The organism is Halorubrum sp. SD690R, assembly GCF_005435035.1.
GTDB classification, from domain to species: domain Archaea; phylum Halobacteriota; class Halobacteria; order Halobacteriales; family Haloferacaceae; genus Halorubrum; species Halorubrum ezzemoulense.
On the sequence record NZ_SGTV01000011.1, the window covers coordinates 46,838 to 65,823 of the forward strand.

An 18,986-nucleotide genomic window follows, 5' to 3' on the forward strand; every position below is an offset into this window, starting at 1 on the left:
AACCAATGTCGTGGCTAGTCTCCGCCACTCCGCTCGGCGTCGGCGGATCCACCAGTACACTAACGACGTGGGGGGTCGTACTGTCGATCGACGTGTCCAGTAGTCTACTCCCAGTGATCGCGGTGATTCTCGTCTCGGGGCTCGCGGTCCAGCTGCTCGCTCACCGGCTCCGGGTGCCGAGCGTCATCTTCTACCTCGCAATCGGCGTGGTGCTCGGACCCGAGCTGCTCGGCCTCGTCACGCTGGAGACGTTCGGTGAGGGGCTGGAGATCATCGTCGGACTCAGTGTCGCGATCATCGTCTTCGAGGGGGCGTTCGCGCTCCGGATCGACCGGATCCGCCGCGCGTCGACGGTGTCGCTCCGGCTGGTGACGATCAGCGCGGTCGTGATGTTCCTCGGCACCGCGGCGGCGGTCCGCGCGTTCACGGACGGCACGTGGGAGATCGCGCTGCTGATCGGCGCGCTGCTGGTGGCGACCGGTCCGACCGTCATCACGCCGATCCTCAACGTGGTCCGGGTGCGGGACCACGTCGCGACCGCGCTGGAGACGGAGGGGATCGTCAACGACGTGACGGCCGCGATCGTCGCGGTCGTCATCTTCGAGACGCTGCTGCTCGATGACCTCGGCGTCCCCGCGACGGTGCTGTCCTTCCTCCAGCGGTTCGGCGTCGGCGTCGCCGCGGGGCTGCTCGCCACGGGGATCATCTACCTGTTACTGGACAGCGACATCGTCCCCGAACGCGACGTGCAGGCGTCGCAGTTCCTCGTGCTGTCGGCCGCGATCGGCTCGTTCGCGGCCGCCGAGGCCGTCGCCGCGGAGGCGGGCATCGCGGCGGCGGCGACGAGCGGGATCCTCCTCGGGAACCTCGGGATCGACAACCGCGAGGAGATAGAGACGTTCGCGGAGAACACCACCACGATCGTCTTATCCTTCGTCTTCATCTCGCTCGCCGCGCTGATCGACGTCGAGGCGATCGCCGGCCTCGGGGTCGGCGTGATCGCGATCGTCGCCGTCATCATGCTCGTCTTGCGACCCCTCGGTGCGTTCCTCGCGACGTTCGGCGTCGAGCGGTTCACCCGCCCGGAGCGCCTGTTCATCGCGACCGTCGGGCCGCGGGGGATCATCCCGGCGAGCGTGGCGACGCTGTTCGCCATCGAGTTGGAGCTCGCTGGCAGCATCGCCGCCGGCGAACTGCTCGTCGGCACGGTGTTCGCGGTCATCTTCGCGACGGTCCTCGTCGAGGCGGGGTTCGCGCGGCAGATCGGAGAGTTTCTCGGAGTGTCACCAATGCGCACGATAATCATCGGCGGGGGCCGGGTCGGTCAGGCGCTCGCCACGCGACTGGAGAACAGGGGCGAGTACGTCGTCGTCGTCGAGACGGACCCGGACGTCGCCGAACGGGCGCGCGCAGAGGGGTTCACCGTCTACGAGGGGGACGGCAGTGACACGGAGGCGCTTCGCGCCGCCGACATCGACGACGCGAAGCGGTTCATCACGACGACGGCCGACGACGACATCAATCTCCTCGCGTGCCAGCTCGCCATCACTAAGTTCGGCGTTGCGTCCGTCTACTCACGGGTGAACGACCCGGACAACGTCGACGCCTTCGACAGCATCGGCGTCACCGGCATCGACGCCACGACGGCGACCGCGGCGGCCATCGACGACGAGATAGAACGCCCCGCGCTCACCCACTGGATGAACGAGCTCGGCGACAGCCACGACGTTCAGGAGGTTGAGGTGACCTCTCGCGAATTGGCGGGGAAGAGCATCCGCGACCTCAACGCGCGGATCCCGGACGACACCTTCGTCGCCGTGATCAGCCGCGACGGCGAGAACCGCGTTCCCTCGGCCGACAGCGTCCTCGAAATGGGCGACAGCGTGACGTTCATCGGCGCCACCGACGGGGTCCGCCGAGCGATGGAGCGGTTCCACCCGCACGATTAACAGCTCGGTCAGATCGCCCGTGGAGTGAGGGTGACCGGCTCTGAGCCCCAGTCGCGGGGGCGACATACTCTCCACTGCGCCCGTCGTTTGGTGTGGCCGAAACGTCTCGACGGAGTCCGACGCGAGTGAAACAAGCGTCGGGCACGTCGGGACCGAACGCAGTCGCTGCCGAACGAAGTGAGGCAGCCGCAAAGTGAGTGTCCTGACGGAGATTTGAACTCGGAAAGCCGTTCGGCCTCGCTTCGCTCGGCCGCTGCGACTTTCCTGCTCAAATCTTCGCGGAGTTTTCGGACACACGCACGGCTCGCTACGCTCGCCGTTTGGTTTGTCCGAAAACGTCCTGACGGAGATTTGAACTCCGGTCCCTGGCTCCGCAAGCCAAGAGGATAGTCCACTACCCTACCAGGACTCATTTCTACGTATCGCGGTGGAACTTAAGACGGTTACGGTCCGGCGGCCGCGTGCCTGCGGTCCGCATACTCCCCGTGCCGGATGAACACCTTTTGTATCGACGGGACCCATGAACGCCCATGAGACGCTTTCGAGCCGCGACCGCGACCCGCTCCGGTCCCCGTGCCGACCGGGGGGTGCCCGGCGCGACCCCCGGCCAACGGCAACGCTTATGCGCGAACCCGTCGACCACGGAGGGACGAGTATGGGCGCCATAGAGGAGGTGTACGAGGACCTCGACACCGACGTCGAGTTCGAGGAGTTCGAGGCCGCCGTCGAGGACAAGGTCGAGCAGATGGGCGGGCTCGCGGACGAGGAGACCGCCGCGATGCTCATCGCACACGAGCTGCGCGACGAGGAGGCCGACACCATCGCCGACATCGAACCGGGGATGAACGAGGTGAAGTTCCTCGGCAAGGTGACAGCCATCGGCGAGATCCGGACCTTCGAGCGCGACGACGAGGACGCGGAGGAGGGTCGCGTGTGTAACGTCGATGTCGCCGACGCCTCCGGCTCCGTCCGGGTCGCACTGTGGGACGACATGGCCGCGGCGGCCGAGGAGGAGCTCGAAGTCGGGCAGGTCCTCCGCGTCATGGGCCGTCCCAAGGAGGGGTACAGCGGCCTCGAAGTGAGCGCGGACAAGGTCGAGCCGGACGAGGACGCCGAGGTCGACGTCCAAGTGCTCGACACCTACCGCGTCGAGGACCTGACGCTCGGGGCGTCCGACGTGGACCTCGTGGGGCAGGTGTTAGACACCGACTCGATCCGGACGTTCGACCGCGACGACGGCAGCGAGGGACGCGTCGCCAACCTCACGCTCGGCGACGAGACGGGGCGCGTGCGCGTCACGCTCTGGGACGGGAAGGCCGACCTCGCCGAGGAGTTCGCGGCGGGCGAGGTCGTCGAGGTCGGCGACGGCTACGTCCGCGAGCGCGACGGCGACCTGGAGCTCCACGTCGGCGACCGCGGCACGGTCGAGCGCGTCGACGAGGACGTCGAGTACGTCCCGGAGACCACCGACATCGCCGACCTCGAGATCGGCCAGACTGTCGACATCGGGGGCGGCGTCATCGAGACCGACCCGAAGCGGACGTTCGACCGCGACGACGGCAGCGAGGGACAGGTCCGCAACGTCCGGATCAAAGACGAGACCGGCGAGATCCGCGTCGCGCTGTGGGGCGACAAGGCCGACCGCGAGATCGAACTGGCCGACCGGGTCGTCTTCACCGACGTCGAGATCCAGGACGGCTGGCAGGACGACCTCGAGGCGTCCGCGAACTGGCGCTCGACCGTCTCCGTCCTCGACGAGGGGAGCGACGCGGCGGCCGGCGTCGCGGGCGGCGCGTCCGGGGCCGGAAGCACCGGGGGCGACGGAGACGGCCGCGGGTCGAACGAAACCGGCCTCGGTGCCTTCTCCGATGACGGCAAGAAGGCGGCGGCCGAGGCCGTCGCCGGTGAGGCCGGCGACGAGGAAGGGGGCGGTGCGAGCGGCGGCGCGGCGACCGCGGCGGCGGAGCGATCGGACGGCGCCGTCGAGTTCACCGGCACGGTCGTCCAGACCGGGGACCCCGTCGTGCTCGACGACGGACAGCAGACGAAATCGGTCGACACCGACGCGAGCCTCCGGCTCGGCGAGGAGATAACCGTCCGCGGCCCGGAGCGCGACGGGACCATCGACGCCGACGACGTCTTCTGACGCGCCCGACCGCCGCGGCGGCCCGTCCGGATCCGGCGGCAAAGCGGGTAACGGAAAGCGTTATACGACACACGGACGCGACTGTGTGTATGAGTGTCGAGTTACCGTTCGCGCCGGTCGACGGGATCATCCGGCGGAACGCGGGGGAACTCCGCGTCAGCGCGGACGCCGCCGAGGAGCTCGCGCGACGGATCCAATCGCACGGCGCCGAGCTCGCCGTCGACGCGGCCGAGCATGCGACCGCGGACGGCCGGAAGACGCTGATGGCCGCGGACTTCGGCGTCGAGCAGGTCGTCGGCCGGGAGGATCTCACGCTCCCGGTCGCGCCCATCGACCGGATCGCTCGACTCCGGATCGACGACCGCTATCGGGTCGGCGTCGACGCGCGCGTCGCGCTGGCCGACATTTTGGAAGACTACGCCGACAACGTCGCGAGCGCGGCCGCGACGCTGGCCCGGCACGCGGACCGACGGACCGTACAGGCCGAGGACATCGAGACGTACTTCGCGTTGTTCGAGTAGATGCAGTTTGGCTACAGCGAGCGGTGTCTCGACCACGACACCGGCGAGCGGCACCCGGAGAACCCGGACCGACTCCGCGCGATCCGCCGCGGTCTCGCGAAGCGGCACGGCGTCGAGTACGTCGAGGCCGATCCCGCGGCGAAGGCGGCCGTCTCGGCCGTTCACGACCCCGATTACGTCGACGAACTGGAGTCGTTCGTCGCGGACGGCGGCGGCAGCTGGGACCCCGACACCGTTGCCAGCGACGGGACGTGGGACGCGGCGCTCACCTCGGCCGGGCTCGCCCAGTGGGCCGCCCGCGCGGCGCTCGACGGCTCGACCGGGCGGCAGACCCCGTTCGCGATCGGCCGCCCGCCGGGCCACCACGCCGTCACCGACGACGCGATGGGGTTCTGCTTCTTCAACAACGCCGCCGTCGCGGCCCAGACCGCCCTTGACGAGGACCTCGCTGACCGCGTCGCGATCTTCGACTGGGACGTGCACCACGGGAACGGCACGCAGGACATCTTCTACGACCGCGGCGACGTCCTCTACGCGTCGATCCACGAGGACGGCCTCTACCCGGACACGGGGGACCTCGACGAGACCGGCGAGGGAGACGGCGACGGGACGACGGTGAACCTCCCGCTGGCGGCCGGTGCCGGCGACGCCGACTACCTCTACGCCGTCGACGAGGGGATTGGGCCTGCGATCGATCGGTTCGACCCCGACCTGCTGATCGTCTCGGCGGGGTTCGACGCGCACCGCCACGACCCCATCTCGCGGATGCGCGTCTCCTCGGAGGGGTACGCGCTGTTGACCGACCGGATCCGGACGCTCGCCGATGACGCCGGCGCCGCCCACGCGTACGTGCTGGAGGGCGGATACGGCCTCGACACGCTCGCCGAGGGGGTCTCGATGGTCCACGAGACGTACGACGGGCGCCCCCCGGTCGACACCGACGAGGACCCGGACGCGAAGACCGAGTCCCTCGTCGACGACCTGCGGGCGGAACTGGACCTGTAGCCCGGAAGGTGGGCCGACACCGGGCTCGCTCGTCGCTATCGCTCCTCGCTCGTAGTCGGCGTCGACAGAAACGCCCGGAGCGGGATTTGAACCCCGGTCGTTCCGCTCGCTACGCTCGCTTCACTCCCTGACTCAAATCCCTTCGACGGTTTCTGCTGTCGCGGTACTCGCTCGTCGCTACCGCTCCTCGCTCGCAATTGCGACAGCAGAAACGCCCGGAGCGGGATTTGAACCCGCGTCACGACCGTGACAGGGTCGTATGATGGGCCACTACACCATCCGGGCAACCAAGCGACAGCGCCCCGAAACCGGGGACGCCCGGAGCGGGATTTGAACCCGCGTCACGACCGTGACAGGGTCGTATGATGGGCCACTACACCATCCGGGCTTGTCGTACCAGTTCGTATCCCTGTCTGGCAAATAAGGCTTGTCATCGCCGACGAGGATGAGGTCCGGTGACAGGGGGGCCGCCTCCGATATCCTTTTGTGTCAACCTCGCGTGTGTGGGAGTGTCGAACGCCCCGCGACCCGTGAGCCGCGCGCGGCGGCGCTTGGTAAGTCTTATGACGCTGGCGCATATACGTACCTGTAGTATCTCGTGATAGCTTCTCCCCACCACCAGCACCCATGGTAGACGTAAGCCAACACGAACTCGTCCCGGACCACGTCCTCCTCGACGACCCCGAGGAGGTCGAAGAGGTCCTGGCGGAGTACGACGTGAAGAAAACGAACTTACCGAAGATCAAACGCACGGATCCCGCGCTCCCCGACGAGGCCGAGGTCGGGGACGTGGTGAAGATCGTCCGCGACTCCCGCACGACCGACGAGGCGGTCGTGTATCGACTGGTCGTCTCATGAACAGGCAAGACCGACGCGTGGTTTCACGCGAATACTTCTCCGACGAACGGCTCGCCGAACACCACTTCCGCTCGTTCAACAACTTCCTGGACCGCGGCATGCAGGAAGTCGTCGACGAGAAGGAGACGATCGAGACGGACATCGGCGACAAGGAGGGCCAGGAGCCCGTCTACGTCGAGCTCGGCGACGTGCGGATGGTCACCCCGCGCGTCCGCGAGGCCGACGGCTCCGAGGAGCTGCTCTATCCCCAGGAGGCGCGCCTCCGCAACATCACCTACTCGGCGCCCGTGTTCATGGAGATGTCCATCGTCCGCGGCGGCGAGGACGAACCGGAGCAGGTCGTCGACACGACCGAGACGAAGGTCGGTCGGATGCCGATCATGGTCGGCTCGGACAAGTGTAACATGGCGGGCTTCTCCGACGAGGAGCTCATCGACATCGGCGAGGACCCCGTCGACCCCGGCGGCTACTTCATTGTCAACGGCTCCGAGCGCGTGCTGATGACCTCGGAGGACCTGGCGCCGAACAAGATCCTCGCCGAGTACGACTCGAAGTACGGCGACGAGATCCAGGTCGCGAAGACGTTCTCCCAGCGCCGGGGCTACCGCGCCTTAGTGCTCTGTGAACGCAACCGCGAGGGGCTGCTCGAAGTGTCGTTCCCCTCCGTCTCCGGATCCATCGACTTCGTGACGCTCGTCCGCGCGCTCGGGCTCGAATCCGACGAGGAGATCGTCCACCGCGTCTCGGACGACCCCGAGATCGTGAAGTTCATGCTGGAGAACTTAGAGGAGGCCTCGGTCCAGACGACCGAGGAGGCAATCGAGACCCTCGGCGAGCGCGTCGCGAGCGGTCAGGGGAAGAACTACCAGCTCAAGCGGGCAAACTACGTCATCGACCGCTACCTCCTCCCGCACCTCCACGAGGAGGGCGTCGACGAGGAGGACGTGCGGATCAACAAGGCGTACTACCTCTGCCGCATGGCCGAGGCGTGCTTCGAGCTCGCTCTCGACCGCCGCGAGGCCGACGACAAGGACCACTACGCGAACAAGCGCCTGAAGGTCTCCGGCGACCTGATGCGCGACCTGTTCCGGACCGCTCTCAACAAGCTGGCGCGCGACGTGAAGTACCAGCTGGAGCGCGCGAACATGCGGAACCGGCAGCTCACCGTCAACACGGTGGTCCGCTCCGACGTGCTGACCGAGCGCCTCGAACACCCGATCGCGACGGGGAACTGGGTCGGCGGCCGCTCGGGCGTCTCCCAGCTCGTCGACCGGACCGACTACATGGGCGTGCTCTCGCACCTTCGGCGCCTGCGCTCGCCGCTGTCGCGGTCGCAGCCGCACTTCGAGGCGCGGGACCTCCACGCGACCCAGTGGGGTCGCATCTGTCCCTCCGAGACGCCGGAGGGGCCGAACTGCGGGCTCGTGAAGAACTTCGCGCAGGCGATGGAGCTCTCGCAGACGGTTGAGGACGAACAGGGGCTGAAACGAGAACTGGCGTCGATGGGTGTCGAGGGGATCCCCGGCATCGAGGGCGTCGAACGACAGACGGCGGACGACTGATCATGGCACAAGCAGAACGCGAAGCGAAGGTGTACGTCAACGGGAGCCTCGTCGGCACCCACGAGAACCCGGACGAGCTCGCCGAACAGATACGCGAGGCGCGCCGCCGCGGCGACGTCTCGGAGATGGTGAACGTCTCGGTGAAAGACCGGACCCGCGAGGTCATCGTCAACGCCGACGCGGGGCGGGCGCGACGCCCGCTCATCGTCGTCGAGAACGGCGAGCCGCTCCTCGGCGACGAGGAGATCGAGGCCCTCGAACGCGGCGACGTCGAGTTCGAGGACCTCGTCGAGCGCGGCTACGTCGAGTTCATCGACGCGGAGGAGGAGGAGGACATCCTCGTCGCGGTCGACGAGGAGGACGTGACCGAGGACCACACGCACCTCGAGATCGACCCGCAGCTCGTCTTCGGCATCGGCGCGGGGATGATCCCGTACCCCGAGCACAACGCGAGCCCGCGGATCACCATGGGCGCGGGGATGATGAAGCAGTCGCTTGGGCTCCCCTCGGCCAACTACCGCATCCGGCCGGACACGCGTCAGCACCTCCTGCACTACCCGCAGCTGGCGATGGTGAAGACGCAGACGTCCGACCAGATCAGCTTCGACAAGCGGCCGGCGGCGCAGAACTTCGTCGTCGCCGTGATGTCCTACGAGGGCTTCAACATCGAGGACGCGCTGGTGATGAACCAGGGCTCCGTCGACCGCGCGCTCACCCGCTCGCACTTCTTCCGGACCTACGAGGGCGAGGAGCGCCGGTACCCCGGCGGCCAGGAGGACCGCTTCGAGATTCCGGACCAGGACGTTCGCGGCGCGCGCGGCGAGGACGCGTACACCCACCTCGACGAGGACGGCCTCGTCAACCCCGAGACGAAGGTCGACGAGTCGTCCGTCCTGCTCGGGAAGACCAGCCCGCCGCGCTTCCTCGAAGAGCCGGACGACATGGGCGGGCTCTCACCGCAGAAGCGCCGCGAGACCTCCGTGACGATGCGCTCGGGCGAATCGGGCGTCGTCGACACGGTGACGCTGATGGAAGGCGAGGACGGCTCCAAGCTCTCAAAGGTGAAGGTGCGCGACCAGCGCGTCCCCGAACTGGGCGACAAGTTCGCGTCCCGACACGGACAGAAGGGCGTCGTCGGCCACCTCGCGCCCCAGGAGGACATGCCGTTCACCGAGGAGGGGGTCGTCCCGGACCTCGTGATGAATCCGCACGCGCTGCCGTCGCGGATGACGGTCGGCCACGTGCTGGAGATGCTCGGCGGGAAGGTCGGCTCGCTCCGCGGCTCGCGCGTCGACGGGACGCCGTTCCAGGGGGAAGACGAGGAGGAGCTCCGCGGTCAGCTGGAGGAGTACGGCTTCGAGTCCTCCGGCAAGGAGGTCATGTACTCCGGCGTCACCGGCGAGAAGATCGACGCCGAGATCTTCGTCGGGACGATCTTCTACCACAAGCTGTACCACATGGTGTCGAACAAGCTCCACGCCCGCTCGCGCGGGCCGGTCCAGGTGCTCACGCGCCAGCCGACCGAGGGGCGCGCCCGCGAGGGCGGGCTGCGCGTCGGGGAGATGGAGCGCGACACGATCATCGGCCACGGCGCGTCGATGGTGCTCAACGAGCGGCTGCTGGAGTCCTCTGACGCCGAGACGGTCCACGTCTCAGCGGAGACCGGGCTCGTCGCCGTCGAGGACCGCGAGCAGCGCCGCGTGTACGACCCGGTCACGGGCGACGAGGACGACATCCACGAGCTGGAGGTCAGCTACGCGTTCAAGCTGCTGCTCGACGAGATGATCGCCCTCGGCATCCGACCGAAACTCGAACTGGAGGACGCGATTTAGATGTCAATGCAAACACCGAAAGTGCTCGGCGGGATCGACTTCGGCCTCATGGACCCGGAGACGTACCGGGACATGTCCGCGACGAAGGTGATCACGGCCGACACGTACGACGACGACGGCTATCCGATCGACATGGGGCTGATGGACCCGCGACTGGGGGTCATCGACCCCGGCCTGGAGTGCCGGACCTGCGGCTCGCACTCCGGCTCCTGTAACGGCCACTTCGGCCACATCGAGCTGGCCGCGCCGGTCATCCACGTGGGCTTCACGAAGCTCATCCGGCGGCTGCTGCGCTCGACGTGCCGTGAGTGCGGTCGGCTCGCCCTGGACGACGCCCAGCGCGACGAGTTCCGCGACCGCTACGAGCGGGCGAAGGAGCTCGGCGACGACGAACACGACGTGCTGAAGGCCGCCGTCCGGCAGGCCCGCAAGGCGTCGACGTGCCCGTTCTGCGGCGAGCCGCAGGCGGACATCAAACACGAGAAGCCGACCACCTACTACGAGGTTCAGGACGTGCTCTCCGGAGACTACTCCGAGCGAATCGCGGCCGCGATGCAGCCCGATGAGGAGGAGGACGACCCGGGCACCTCGCCGCAGGAGCTCGCCGAGAAGACGGACATCGCCGTCGACCGGATCAACGAGATCATGGCCGGCGAGTTCCGCCCGCGCAAGGAGGACCGCCGCGCCATCGAGAAGGCGCTGGACGTCGACCTCACCGAGGAGGACATGAACAAGCTGATGCCCTCGGACATCCGCGACTGGTTCGAGGACATCCCGGACGAGGACCTCGAGGTCCTCGGCATCGACTCCGAGCACTCCCGCCCCGAGTGGATGATCCTGACGGTGCTCCCGGTCCCGCCGGTGACCACTCGTCCCTCGATCACGCTCGACAACGGCCAGCGCTCCGAGGACGACCTCACCCACAAGCTGGTCGACATCATCCGGATCAACCAGCGGTTCATGGAGAACCGCGAGGCCGGCGCTCCGCAGCTGATCATCGAGGACCTCTGGGAGCTGCTCCAGTACCACGTCACAACCTTCGTCGACAACGAGATCAGCGGGACGCCGCCGGCGCGACACCGCTCCGGCCGTCCCCTCAAGACTCTCAGTCAGCGGCTGAAGGGGAAGGAGGGCCGCTTCCGCGGCTCGCTCTCCGGAAAGCGCGTCAACTTCTCCGCCCGGACCGTCATCTCGCCGGACCCGACCCTCTCGCTGAACGAGGTCGGCGTTCCGGACCGGGTCGCCAAGGAGATGACCCAGACGCTCAACGTCACCGAGCGCAACGTCGAGGAGGCGCGGCAGTACGTGCGCAACGGGCCCGAGGCCCACCCCGGCGCGAACTACGTGCGCCGTCCCGACGGCCGCCGGCTGAAGGTGACCGAGAAGAACTGCGAGGAGCTCGCCGAGAAGGTCGAGGCCGACTGGGAGGTGAACCGCCACCTCGTGGACGGCGACATCGTGATCTTCAACCGACAGCCGTCGCTCCACCGGATGTCCATCATGGCCCACGAGGTCGTGGTGATGCCGTACAAGACGTTCCGGCTCAACACCGTCGTCTGCCCGCCGTACAACGCCGACTTCGACGGCGACGAGATGAACATGCACGCGCTCCAAAACGAGGAGGCCCGCGCCGAGGCCCGCGTCCTCATGCGCGTCCAAGAGCAGATCCTCTCGCCCCGGTTCGGCGGGAACATCATCGGCGCGATCCAGGACCACATCTCCGGCACCTACCTGCTCACCCACTCGAACCCCGAGTTCACGGAGACGCAGGCGCTGGACCTGCTCCGCGCCACGCGCGTGGACGAACTGCCCGAGGCGGACGGCGTCGACGACGACGGCCGCGAGTTCTGGACCGGCCGGACGCTGTTCTCGGAGCTGCTCCCGGACGACCTCGACCTCTCGTTTACCTCCTCGGCCGGCGACAGCGTCGTCATCGAGGACGGACAGCTGATAGAGGGGACCATCGACGAGGACGCGGTCGGCGCGTTCGGCGGCGAGGTCGTCGACACGCTCACGAAGGAGTACGGCGAGACCCGCGCCCGCGTGTTCATCAACGAGATCGCGTCGCTGGCGATGCGCGCGATCATGAACTTCGGGTTCTCGATCGGGATCGACGACGAGTCGATCCCGCCGGAGGCCGAAGAGCAGGTCGACGAAGCGATCGAGAGCGCCTACGACCGCGTTCAGGAGCTCATCGCGACGTACGAGGCCGACGAGCTGGAGTCGCTGCCGGGCCGCGGCGTCGACGAGACGCTCGAGATGAAGATCATGCAGACGCTCGGGAAGGCCCGCGACTCGGCCGGGGAGATCGCCGACCAGCACTTCGGCGACGACAACCCGGCGGTCGTGATGGCGCGCTCGGGCGCCCGCGGTTCGATGCTGAACCTGACGCAGATGGCCGGGTCGGTCGGTCAGCAGGCGGTCCGCGGCGAGCGGATCAACCGCGGCTACGAGGACCGGACGCTCTCGCACTACCGACCGAACGACCTCTCCTCTGAGGCGCACGGCTTCGTGGAAAACTCCTACCGCGGCGGGCTCACCCCGCAGGAGTTCTTCTTCCACGCGATGGGCGGCCGCGAGGGGCTCGTCGACACGGCGGTCCGGACCTCCAAGTCCGGTTACCTCCAGCGTCGGCTCATCAACGCGCTCTCCGAGCTGGAGGCGCAGTACGACGGCACGGTCCGGGACACCTCGGGCCGGATCGTCCAGTTCGAGTTCGGCGAGGACGGCACCTCGCCCGTGAAGGTCTCCTCCGGCGAGGAGGACGGCATCGACGTCGAGGGGATCGTCGACCGCGTGGTCGACGCGGAGTTCGCCTCCGACGAGGAGAAGGAGCGGTTCCTCGGCGAGCGCGAGCCGCCGACGAACCTCTCGGAGCACGCCGGGCCGGGGCTCAACAAGGCCGGCGGGCCGGGGGTGGAGTCCGATGACTGAGTACGACAACGTCACCGACGACATGGAGGCGGTCGTGGAGGCGACCGCGCTCCCCCGCCGACTCAGGACGAAGGTGTACGAGGCGATAGACCGGAAGGCCGAGGAGGCCGGCGAGGTCACCATCGAGCAGGCGACCGACATCGCCGAGGGCGTCGAGAACCGCTACGAGCAGACGCGGGTTGATCCCTTGGACCCTGTGGGCACTGTTTCTGCCCAATCGATTGGTGAACCCGGCACTCAGATGACAATGAATACTTTTCACTACGCTGGCGTCGCAGAAATCGACGTCACGCAGGGGCTCCCCCGACTCATCGAGCTGGTGGACGCCCGGAAGACGCCGGACACGCCGATGATGACGGTCCACCTCGACGGGGAGTACGCGACGGACCGCGAGAAGGCCCACGAGGTCGTCTGGTCGATCGAGGCGACGCGCATCCTCGCGCTCGGCGACGTATCGACCAACGTCGCGGACATGCTGGTCCGGATCGATTTAAACGACGACACCCTCTTGGAGCGGTGGCCCACCCACTCCGACCCGACGGAGATCGCGGGGATCATCGCCGAGACGATCGAGGACGCGTTAGGCGTCGACGCCCGGCAGGCCGGCACCGTGATCGAGTTCGGCCCCAACGAGCCGAGCTACCGCGAGCTGCTCCAGCTCGTCGAGCGGCTCCGGGAGATCGTCTTCAAGGGGATCGAAGAGATCGAGCGCGTCGTCATCCGGAAAGAGGAGATCGACGGCGACGAGGAGTTCGTCCTCTACACCGAGGGGTCGGCGTTCGGCGACACCCTCGACATCGAGGGCGTCGACGCCTCGCGGACGACGTGTAACAACATCCACGAGATCTACCGCAACCTCGGCGTCGAGGCGGCCCGCGAGACGATCATCGACGAGACGAAGAACACGCTCGAAGAGCAGGGGCTCGACGACGTGAACGTCCGCCACCTCATGCTCGTCGCCGACATCATGACGAACAACGGCGAGATCGAGTCCATCGGCCGGCACGGCATCTCCGGCAACAAGGACTCCGTGCTGGCGCGCGCGGCGTTCGAGGTGACGGTGAACCACCTGCTCGACGCCGCGATCCACGGCGAGTACGACGACCTCGACGGGGTCATCGAGAACGTCATCGCCGGCAAGCCCATCTCGATGGGGACCGGCGACGTCGACCTCCGGATGGGGTCGCGCGTCGTGAGCGACGACTAATGCGCGTCGAGCTCTCCGACGAGGCGCGGCGCTACATCGGTCGGTTCGACGAGCTGACCGGCGTCACGCCGACCGACTGCCTCGTGGAGGGCGACCGGCTCGTGTTCGTGGTGCCCGCGGGCGAGATGGCGGCCGCGATCGGGCAGGCCGGCGAGACCGTCACGGAGGCGGAGCGGCGGCTCGACAAGTCGATCGAACTGGTCGAGGACGCCGACACCGCCGAGGCGTTCGTCGCGAGCACGCTCGCGCCGGCGGCCGTCAACGCGGTCACCATCTCGGAGCAGAACGACCGCGTGGCGTACGTCGAGGTTCCGGAGGCGGACCGCGGCGTCGCCATCGGCGCGGAGGGTGCGAACATCGAGACCGCCCGCCGGCTCGCCGAGCGTCACTACGACGTCGACGACGTACAGCTGACCTGAGGAGAGCGACGCTCCGCCGGTCGTCCCGGGTCGGACGCCCCGGTTCGCGCGCCGAGGGCGCCCGAACCCGCGCACTCTTCCGCCGGCTTTGACCGGAGAACGAACGCGTCTCTCGGCGGCTTATCGCCTCAACGTTGTTTTGCGCCCGTCGTTCCGCCGCGAAACGCCCTCAGATCCGTCGAGAGGTACCGCTCGGGGAATCTGAGGGCGTTTCGCGGCGGCGAAAGACGACGCTTAAGTAGCTCCGTTCGGAAGTAGACGTACGATGGCGAACGGCAAGTACGCGGCCCGTAAGCTCAAAAAGGACCGGCAGAAGCGACGCTGGTCCGACTCCGAGTACGCTCGGCGCGAGCGCGGGCTCAAGACGAAGTCCGACCCCCTGGAGGGTGCCCCGCAGGCGCGCGGCATCGTCCTCGAAAAGGTCGGCATCGAGGCAAAGCAGCCGAACTCGGCGATCCGAAAGTGCGTCCGGGTTCAGCTCATCAAAAACGGGAAGCAGGTCACCGCGTTCTGCCCCGGTGACGGCGCGATCTCGTTCATCGACGAGCACGACGAGGTCACGATCGCCGGGATCGGCGGCGCGAAGGGTCGCGCGATGGGCGACCTCTCCGGCGTCAACTACAAGGTCGAGAAGGTCAACGGCGTGTCGATGATCGAACTGGTTCGCGGCAACGCGGAGAAGCCGGTCAGATGAGCGGCGAGGAAACCGAGGCGCCGTCCGAGGAGGACGTCGCCGCCGAGGAGCCGGACCCGGACGCGCCCGCGTCGAGCGAGGCCGCCAACGAGAACGCCAAGCTGTTCGGCGTCTGGGACGTCACCGAGATCGCCTACGAGGATCCCTCGACGAAGCGGTACATGACGGTGACGCCCATCGCGCACACGATGGGCCGCCACGCGTCGAAGCAGTTCAAGAAGTCGGAGATCTCCCTGGTCGAGCGGCTGATCAACCGCCTGATGCAGACCGAGGAGAACACCGGGAAGAAACAGCAGGCGACGCGGATCGTCCGCGACGCCTTCGACATCGTTCACGACCGGACCGAGGAGAACCCGGTCCAGATCCTCGTGAGCGCCGTCGAGAACGCCGCGCCCCGCGAGGAGACCGTCCGCCTGAAGTACGGCGGCATCTCCGTCCCGAAGGCGGTCGACGTCGCGCCCCAGCGCCGCGTCGATCAGGCGTTGCTCTTCATCTCCGACGCCGTCGCGAGCGCGACGTACAAGTCGACGACCGCCGCCGCCGAGGCGCTCGCGAACGAACTCGTCGCCGCCGCCGACTACGACGTCGAGGGCTCCTACTCCATCTCGCAGAAGGAGGAGCGCGAACGCGTCGCCGCCGCGGCCCGCTGACGCCGCCGCGGCCCGCTGACGCCGCCGGCGTTTTCTGCATCTCTTTCCGACCGCCCACCGACGGGTCCGCCTCGATCTCGCCGCGTCGGGCGCGTCGCCGCCGCTGGTGAGGAGCGAAAAAAGAAAGTCGGGTTCGGCCGCGCGGTCGCGGCGTCAGTCGTCGGCCGGCGTCGCGCCGGAGCCGCCGTCGGCGTGCTGCTGTTTGACCCACGAGAGCTTGCCGCCGGCCGCGAGGATGTCGCGCTCGCGCTCGGAGGCGTCGAGGTCGGCGGTGAACTCCCACTCGCCGTTGACGCTCACGGTGAACTCCTCCTGCCCGGAGCGGACGCCCGCGGGCACGTCGTCGACGATTTCGAGGTCGTCGCCCTGGTCGATCTCCTCGTAGGTCTCCTCGTCGATCGCCAGCGGGACGATCCCGAAGTTGAACAGGTTCGCCTTGTGGATGCGGGCGAAGCTCTGCGCGAAGACGGCCTCGATGCCGAGGTACATCGGACAGAGCGCGGCGTGTTCGCGCGAGGAGCCCTGGCCGTAGTTCTCGCCGGCCACGAGGACGCCGCCGTCGGCGTCGAGCGCGCGGTCGGCGAACGTGTCGTCGACGCGCGAGAGCGTGAACTCGGAGAGCTTCTCGATGTTCGAGCGGAACTTCAGGATGTCCGCCGTCGCCGGGATGATGTGGTCGGTGGTGATGTTGTCCTCCATCTTGAGGAGGGCCTCGCCGCCGTCCACGTCGATGTCGTCCTTCAGCGGCACGTCGCCGATGTTCGGACCCTTGACGAGCCCGTCGTCGATCGCCTCGTCGGGCGAGATGATGTCGGAGTCGTCCTCTCCCATGCCGGGGCCGTACTTCGTACCCATTTCGAGACCGGGCGCTTCGAGGTCGCCGAGCTCGTCCGCGAGGTCACGCGGGTCGACGATCTCGCCGGTGATGGCCGCCGCGGTGGCGACCTCGGGCGAGCAGAGGAAGACGGAGTCGTCCTCGATGCCCGAGCGGCCCTCGAAGTTGCGGTTGAAGGTGCGCAGCGAGACGGAGTCGGAGGCGGGCACGTGACCGATGCCGATACACGCGCCGCAGGTCGCCTCGGAGAAGTTGACGCCGGCCGCCATCATCTCCGCGGTCCAGCCCTCGCGTGCCAGCATCTCGGAGGCCTGCTTCGAGCCGGGCGCGACGATCATCTCGGTCTGCTTGGCGACCTCGCGGTCCTCCAGCATCTTCGCGCTGGGGAGGATGTCCTCGTAGGCGCCGTTGGTACAGGAGCCGACGATGACCTGCTCGACGTCGGTGCCCTCGTACTCGCTGACGGGGGCGACGTTGTCGGGCATCGAGGGGGCGGCCACGAGCGGCTCGAGCTCGGTCAGGTCGACCTCGATCGTCTCCGCGTACTCCGCGTCCTCGTCGGGCTGGAGGTCGACGAACTCGTCCTCGCGGTCCTGGCGCGCGAGCCAGTCCTTCGTCTTCTCGTCGGTCGCGAAGATCGAGGAGGTGGCGCCGAGCTCGGTGCCGAGGTTCGTGATCGTGGTGCGCTCGGGGATCGTGAGCTTCTCGGCGCCGGGGCCGGTGTACTCGAAGATCTTGCCGACGCCGCCCTTGACGGTCAGCTCGCCGAGCAGGTGGAGTGCGATGTCCTTCGCGGTCGCCCACTCGGGGAGCTCGCCCTCGAGGTGGACGTTGACGACCTCCGGCATCTCGACGTAGTAGGGGCCGCCGCCCATCGCGACAGCGATGTCGAGCCCGCCGGCGCCGATCGCGAGCTGGCCGAGCCCGCCGGGGGTCGGCGTGTGCGAGTCGGAGCCGAGCAGCGTCTTGCCGGGCGCCGCGAAGTTCTCCTTGTGGACTTGGTGGCAGATACCGTTGCCGGGCCGCGAGAAGTACGCGCCGTACGTGCCGGCCGCGGAGCGGAGGAAGCGGTGGTCGTCGGTGTTCTTGAAGTCGAACTGGTACGTCTGGTGGTCGCAGTACTGCGCGGCCAGCTCCGTCTGGACCTCGTCCATTTCGAGGGCCTCGAACTGGAGCCACACCATCGTCCCCGTGGTGTCCTGCGTCAGCACTTGGTCTATCTCGATGCCGATCTCCTCGCCGGGCGTCAGCTCGCCCTCGACGAGATGCTCATCGAGGATCTTCTCTGTAATCGTTTGTCCCATATCATCCGCAGTTGGCTCTCCCGTGGATATAAAACCCGCGAGTTTCCCGAAGATCGACCGTGTTAGATCGTCCGATGCGGCAACGTTTGCTGTGAACTCACAGTGGTACCATACACCGTGAAATACGTAGCCGTGCCGAGTATTTTAGGTCATTAAACGCCTGAAACGGCCGAAAACCACCGTCTCCCCGCCTCCGGCGAGAGCTGCCGCTTTCCGCGCGAGCGACCCGCGGCGCGGTCGACACCGTTTAGGCTCGGCCGCGGTTCCGGACGCGCATGTTCGATTCGGGAGCCGCGGTCGCGGCGGCGCTTTCCGCGGCCGGCGCCGACCTCGACGATTCGCAGCGACAGCCGAACGGCGTCGACCTCACCGTCGGCGCGCTGTTCGAACAGGCGGAACCGGGCCGGCTCGGGCGCGACGGGAAGCGCGTGGGCGAGCGCCGGGAGCTGGAGCCGCGGGGCGACTGTTACCGGCTCGAACGCGGGAGCTACGTCGTCCGGTACGGCGAGCCGGTGCGGATCCCGGACGAGCGGATCGGCTTCGTCCTCCCGCGCTCGACGCTGCTGCGGAACGCCTGTACCCTCGACACCGCGGTGTGGGACGCGGGCTACGAGGGGGTCGGCGAGGGGCGCCTCGACGTGGGACACCCGATCGAGATCGAGCCGGGCGCGCGGATCGCGCAGCTGGTGCTCGCAGAGGCCGACCACGACGGGACGTACGACGGCGCGTACCAGCAAGAGAACCTCTGAAACGATCGGTTGGCGCCCGTCGGCCACATCCACCGCCGCGCGTGAGTGCGACGCCGCTGGGCGCACCGGTCGGTGACGAGCGCTTCCATCACTACCACGCCGTCGTCGCAAACGGACGGAACACCCGTAGCTCGGGAGTCAAAGGAACGAACGGCACGCCCGTGCCGGGAAAAGGTGGCACGAGCGTGTCGTTCAGTAGGTCCCCGCTGACGCTTCGGCCCTCCAAGCGAAGCGTCACCTGAAACAAGCGGAGGTAGATACTTAAGCGTGCCGGGGGCGGCAGCGTTATCGTATTAGCTAGCGGCAAGATGTTCACAACAC

14 protein-coding genes and 3 tRNA genes are annotated in these 18,986 nt (G+C 67.8%); 13 read left to right on the forward strand and 4 right to left on the reverse strand.

Going from position 1 to position 18,986, the window contains the following annotated elements:
* The first annotated feature begins 113 nt into the window (after nt 1–113).
* Nucleotides 114–1,949, forward strand: a complete 1,836-nt coding sequence (locus EXE41_RS08715) for a sodium:proton antiporter (RefSeq protein ID WP_137690789.1) — start codon at nt 114–116, stop codon at nt 1,947–1,949.
* A gap of 336 nt (nt 1,950–2,285) precedes the next feature.
* Here EXE41_RS08715 and EXE41_RS08720 read toward each other — a convergent pair.
* Nucleotides 2,286–2,358, reverse strand: a tRNA-Arg gene (locus tag EXE41_RS08720).
* A 246-nt stretch (nt 2,359–2,604) separates the two neighbouring features.
* Between EXE41_RS08720 and EXE41_RS08725 the strand changes: the two genes are divergently transcribed.
* The 3 genes from EXE41_RS08725 (at nt 2,605) to EXE41_RS08735 (ending at nt 5,621) form a co-directional block, all read left to right on the forward strand.
* Complete coding sequence (locus EXE41_RS08725) at nt 2,605–4,095, forward strand: single-stranded DNA binding protein (protein ID WP_198943797.1); 1,491 nt, start codon at nt 2,605–2,607, stop codon at nt 4,093–4,095.
* An 89-nt stretch (nt 4,096–4,184) separates the two neighbouring features.
* The gene (locus EXE41_RS08730) at nt 4,185–4,616 is read left to right on the forward strand and encodes a histone family protein (protein ID WP_094495612.1); all 432 of its coding nucleotides are present in this window, start codon (nt 4,185–4,187) and stop codon (nt 4,614–4,616) included.
* A complete protein-coding gene (locus tag EXE41_RS08735) occupies nt 4,617–5,621 on the forward strand; it encodes a histone deacetylase (RefSeq protein ID WP_049932199.1) in 1,005 nt (334 codons plus the stop codon).
* 212 nt (nt 5,622–5,833) lie between these two features.
* Here the strand turns inward: EXE41_RS08735 and EXE41_RS08740 are convergent.
* Nucleotides 5,834–5,906: transfer RNA gene (locus EXE41_RS08740), tRNA-Asp, on the reverse strand.
* A 30-nt stretch (nt 5,907–5,936) separates the two neighbouring features.
* Nucleotides 5,937–6,009 (reverse strand) — tRNA-Asp (locus EXE41_RS08745).
* A gap of 239 nt (nt 6,010–6,248) precedes the next feature.
* Here EXE41_RS08745 and EXE41_RS08750 point away from each other — a divergent pair.
* The 8 genes from EXE41_RS08750 (at nt 6,249) to EXE41_RS08785 (ending at nt 15,777) form a co-directional block, all read left to right on the forward strand.
* Entirely contained in the window at nt 6,249–6,479 is a 231-nt protein-coding gene (locus EXE41_RS08750) for a DNA-directed RNA polymerase subunit H (RefSeq protein WP_004599097.1), read from the forward strand.
* On the forward strand, nt 6,476–8,041 hold the full coding sequence (locus tag EXE41_RS08755; protein WP_006111499.1) for a DNA-directed RNA polymerase subunit B'': 1,566 nt from the start codon (nt 6,476–6,478) through the stop codon (nt 8,039–8,041). The genes EXE41_RS08750 and EXE41_RS08755 overlap by 4 nt, the downstream gene beginning before the upstream one ends.
* Before the next feature lie 2 nt (nt 8,042–8,043).
* A complete protein-coding gene (rpoB, locus tag EXE41_RS08760; RefSeq protein WP_004599095.1) occupies nt 8,044–9,873 on the forward strand; it encodes a DNA-directed RNA polymerase subunit B in 1,830 nt (609 codons plus the stop codon).
* Nucleotides 9,874–9,879: 6 nt separating this feature from the next.
* A complete protein-coding gene (locus tag EXE41_RS08765) occupies nt 9,880–12,807 on the forward strand; it encodes a DNA-directed RNA polymerase subunit A' (protein WP_137690769.1) in 2,928 nt (975 codons plus the stop codon).
* Complete coding sequence (gene rpoA2 / locus EXE41_RS08770; protein ID WP_137690770.1) at nt 12,800–14,014, forward strand: DNA-directed RNA polymerase subunit A''; 1,215 nt, start codon at nt 12,800–12,802, stop codon at nt 14,012–14,014. The genes EXE41_RS08765 and rpoA2 overlap by 8 nt, the downstream gene beginning before the upstream one ends.
* Nucleotides 14,014–14,433, forward strand: a complete 420-nt coding sequence (locus EXE41_RS08775) for a NusA-like transcription termination signal-binding factor (protein ID WP_049932204.1) — start codon at nt 14,014–14,016, stop codon at nt 14,431–14,433. The genes rpoA2 and EXE41_RS08775 overlap by 1 nt, the downstream gene beginning before the upstream one ends.
* A 265-nt stretch (nt 14,434–14,698) precedes the next feature.
* Nucleotides 14,699–15,127: a 30S ribosomal protein S12 gene (locus EXE41_RS08780; protein ID WP_006111505.1), complete on the forward strand. Its 429-nt coding sequence runs from the start codon at nt 14,699–14,701 to the stop codon at nt 15,125–15,127.
* Nucleotides 15,124–15,777: a 30S ribosomal protein S7 gene (locus EXE41_RS08785; protein WP_049932207.1), complete on the forward strand. Its 654-nt coding sequence runs from the start codon at nt 15,124–15,126 to the stop codon at nt 15,775–15,777. The genes EXE41_RS08780 and EXE41_RS08785 overlap by 4 nt, the downstream gene beginning before the upstream one ends.
* A 153-nt stretch (nt 15,778–15,930) precedes the next feature.
* Here EXE41_RS08785 and EXE41_RS08790 read toward each other — a convergent pair whose 3' ends face one another.
* Entirely contained in the window at nt 15,931–17,916 is a 1,986-nt protein-coding gene (locus EXE41_RS08790; RefSeq protein WP_049932208.1) for an aconitate hydratase, read from the reverse strand.
* Between the two features lie 275 nt (nt 17,917–18,191).
* Here EXE41_RS08790 and EXE41_RS08795 point away from each other — a divergent pair, with 275 nt between their 5' ends.
* On the forward strand, nt 18,192–18,665 hold the full coding sequence (locus EXE41_RS08795; protein WP_137690771.1) for a deoxyuridine 5'-triphosphate nucleotidohydrolase: 474 nt from the start codon (nt 18,192–18,194) through the stop codon (nt 18,663–18,665).
* Nucleotides 18,666–18,986: the final 321 nt, after the last annotated feature.

Excerpts from the sequence above, each read along its gene's own strand:
- rpoA2 (WP_137690770.1), top strand. The coding sequence starts at position 12,800 with ATGACTGAGTACGACAACGTCACCGACGACATGGAGGCGGTCGTGGAG.
- EXE41_RS08795 (WP_137690771.1), top strand. The coding sequence starts at position 18,192 with ATGTTCGATTCGGGAGCCGCGGTCGCGGCGGCGCTTTCCGCGGCCGGC.
- EXE41_RS08785 (WP_049932207.1), top strand. The coding sequence starts at position 15,124 with ATGAGCGGCGAGGAAACCGAGGCGCCGTCCGAGGAGGACGTCGCCGCC.
- EXE41_RS08775 (WP_049932204.1), top strand. The coding sequence starts at position 14,014 with ATGCGCGTCGAGCTCTCCGACGAGGCGCGGCGCTACATCGGTCGGTTC.
- rpoB (WP_004599095.1), top strand. The coding sequence starts at position 8,044 with ATGGCACAAGCAGAACGCGAAGCGAAGGTGTACGTCAACGGGAGCCTC.
- EXE41_RS08755 (WP_006111499.1), top strand. The coding sequence starts at position 6,476 with ATGAACAGGCAAGACCGACGCGTGGTTTCACGCGAATACTTCTCCGAC.
- EXE41_RS08750 (WP_004599097.1), top strand. The coding sequence starts at position 6,249 with ATGGTAGACGTAAGCCAACACGAACTCGTCCCGGACCACGTCCTCCTC.
- EXE41_RS08765 (WP_137690769.1), top strand. The coding sequence starts at position 9,880 with ATGCAAACACCGAAAGTGCTCGGCGGGATCGACTTCGGCCTCATGGAC.
- EXE41_RS08725 (WP_198943797.1), top strand. The coding sequence starts at position 2,605 with ATGGGCGCCATAGAGGAGGTGTACGAGGACCTCGACACCGACGTCGAG.
- EXE41_RS08735 (WP_049932199.1), top strand. The coding sequence starts at position 4,617 with ATGCAGTTTGGCTACAGCGAGCGGTGTCTCGACCACGACACCGGCGAG.
- EXE41_RS08730 (WP_094495612.1), top strand. The coding sequence starts at position 4,185 with ATGAGTGTCGAGTTACCGTTCGCGCCGGTCGACGGGATCATCCGGCGG.
- EXE41_RS08790 (WP_049932208.1), bottom strand. The coding sequence starts at position 17,916 with ATGGGACAAACGATTACAGAGAAGATCCTCGATGAGCATCTCGTCGAG.
- EXE41_RS08780 (WP_006111505.1), top strand. The coding sequence starts at position 14,699 with ATGGCGAACGGCAAGTACGCGGCCCGTAAGCTCAAAAAGGACCGGCAG.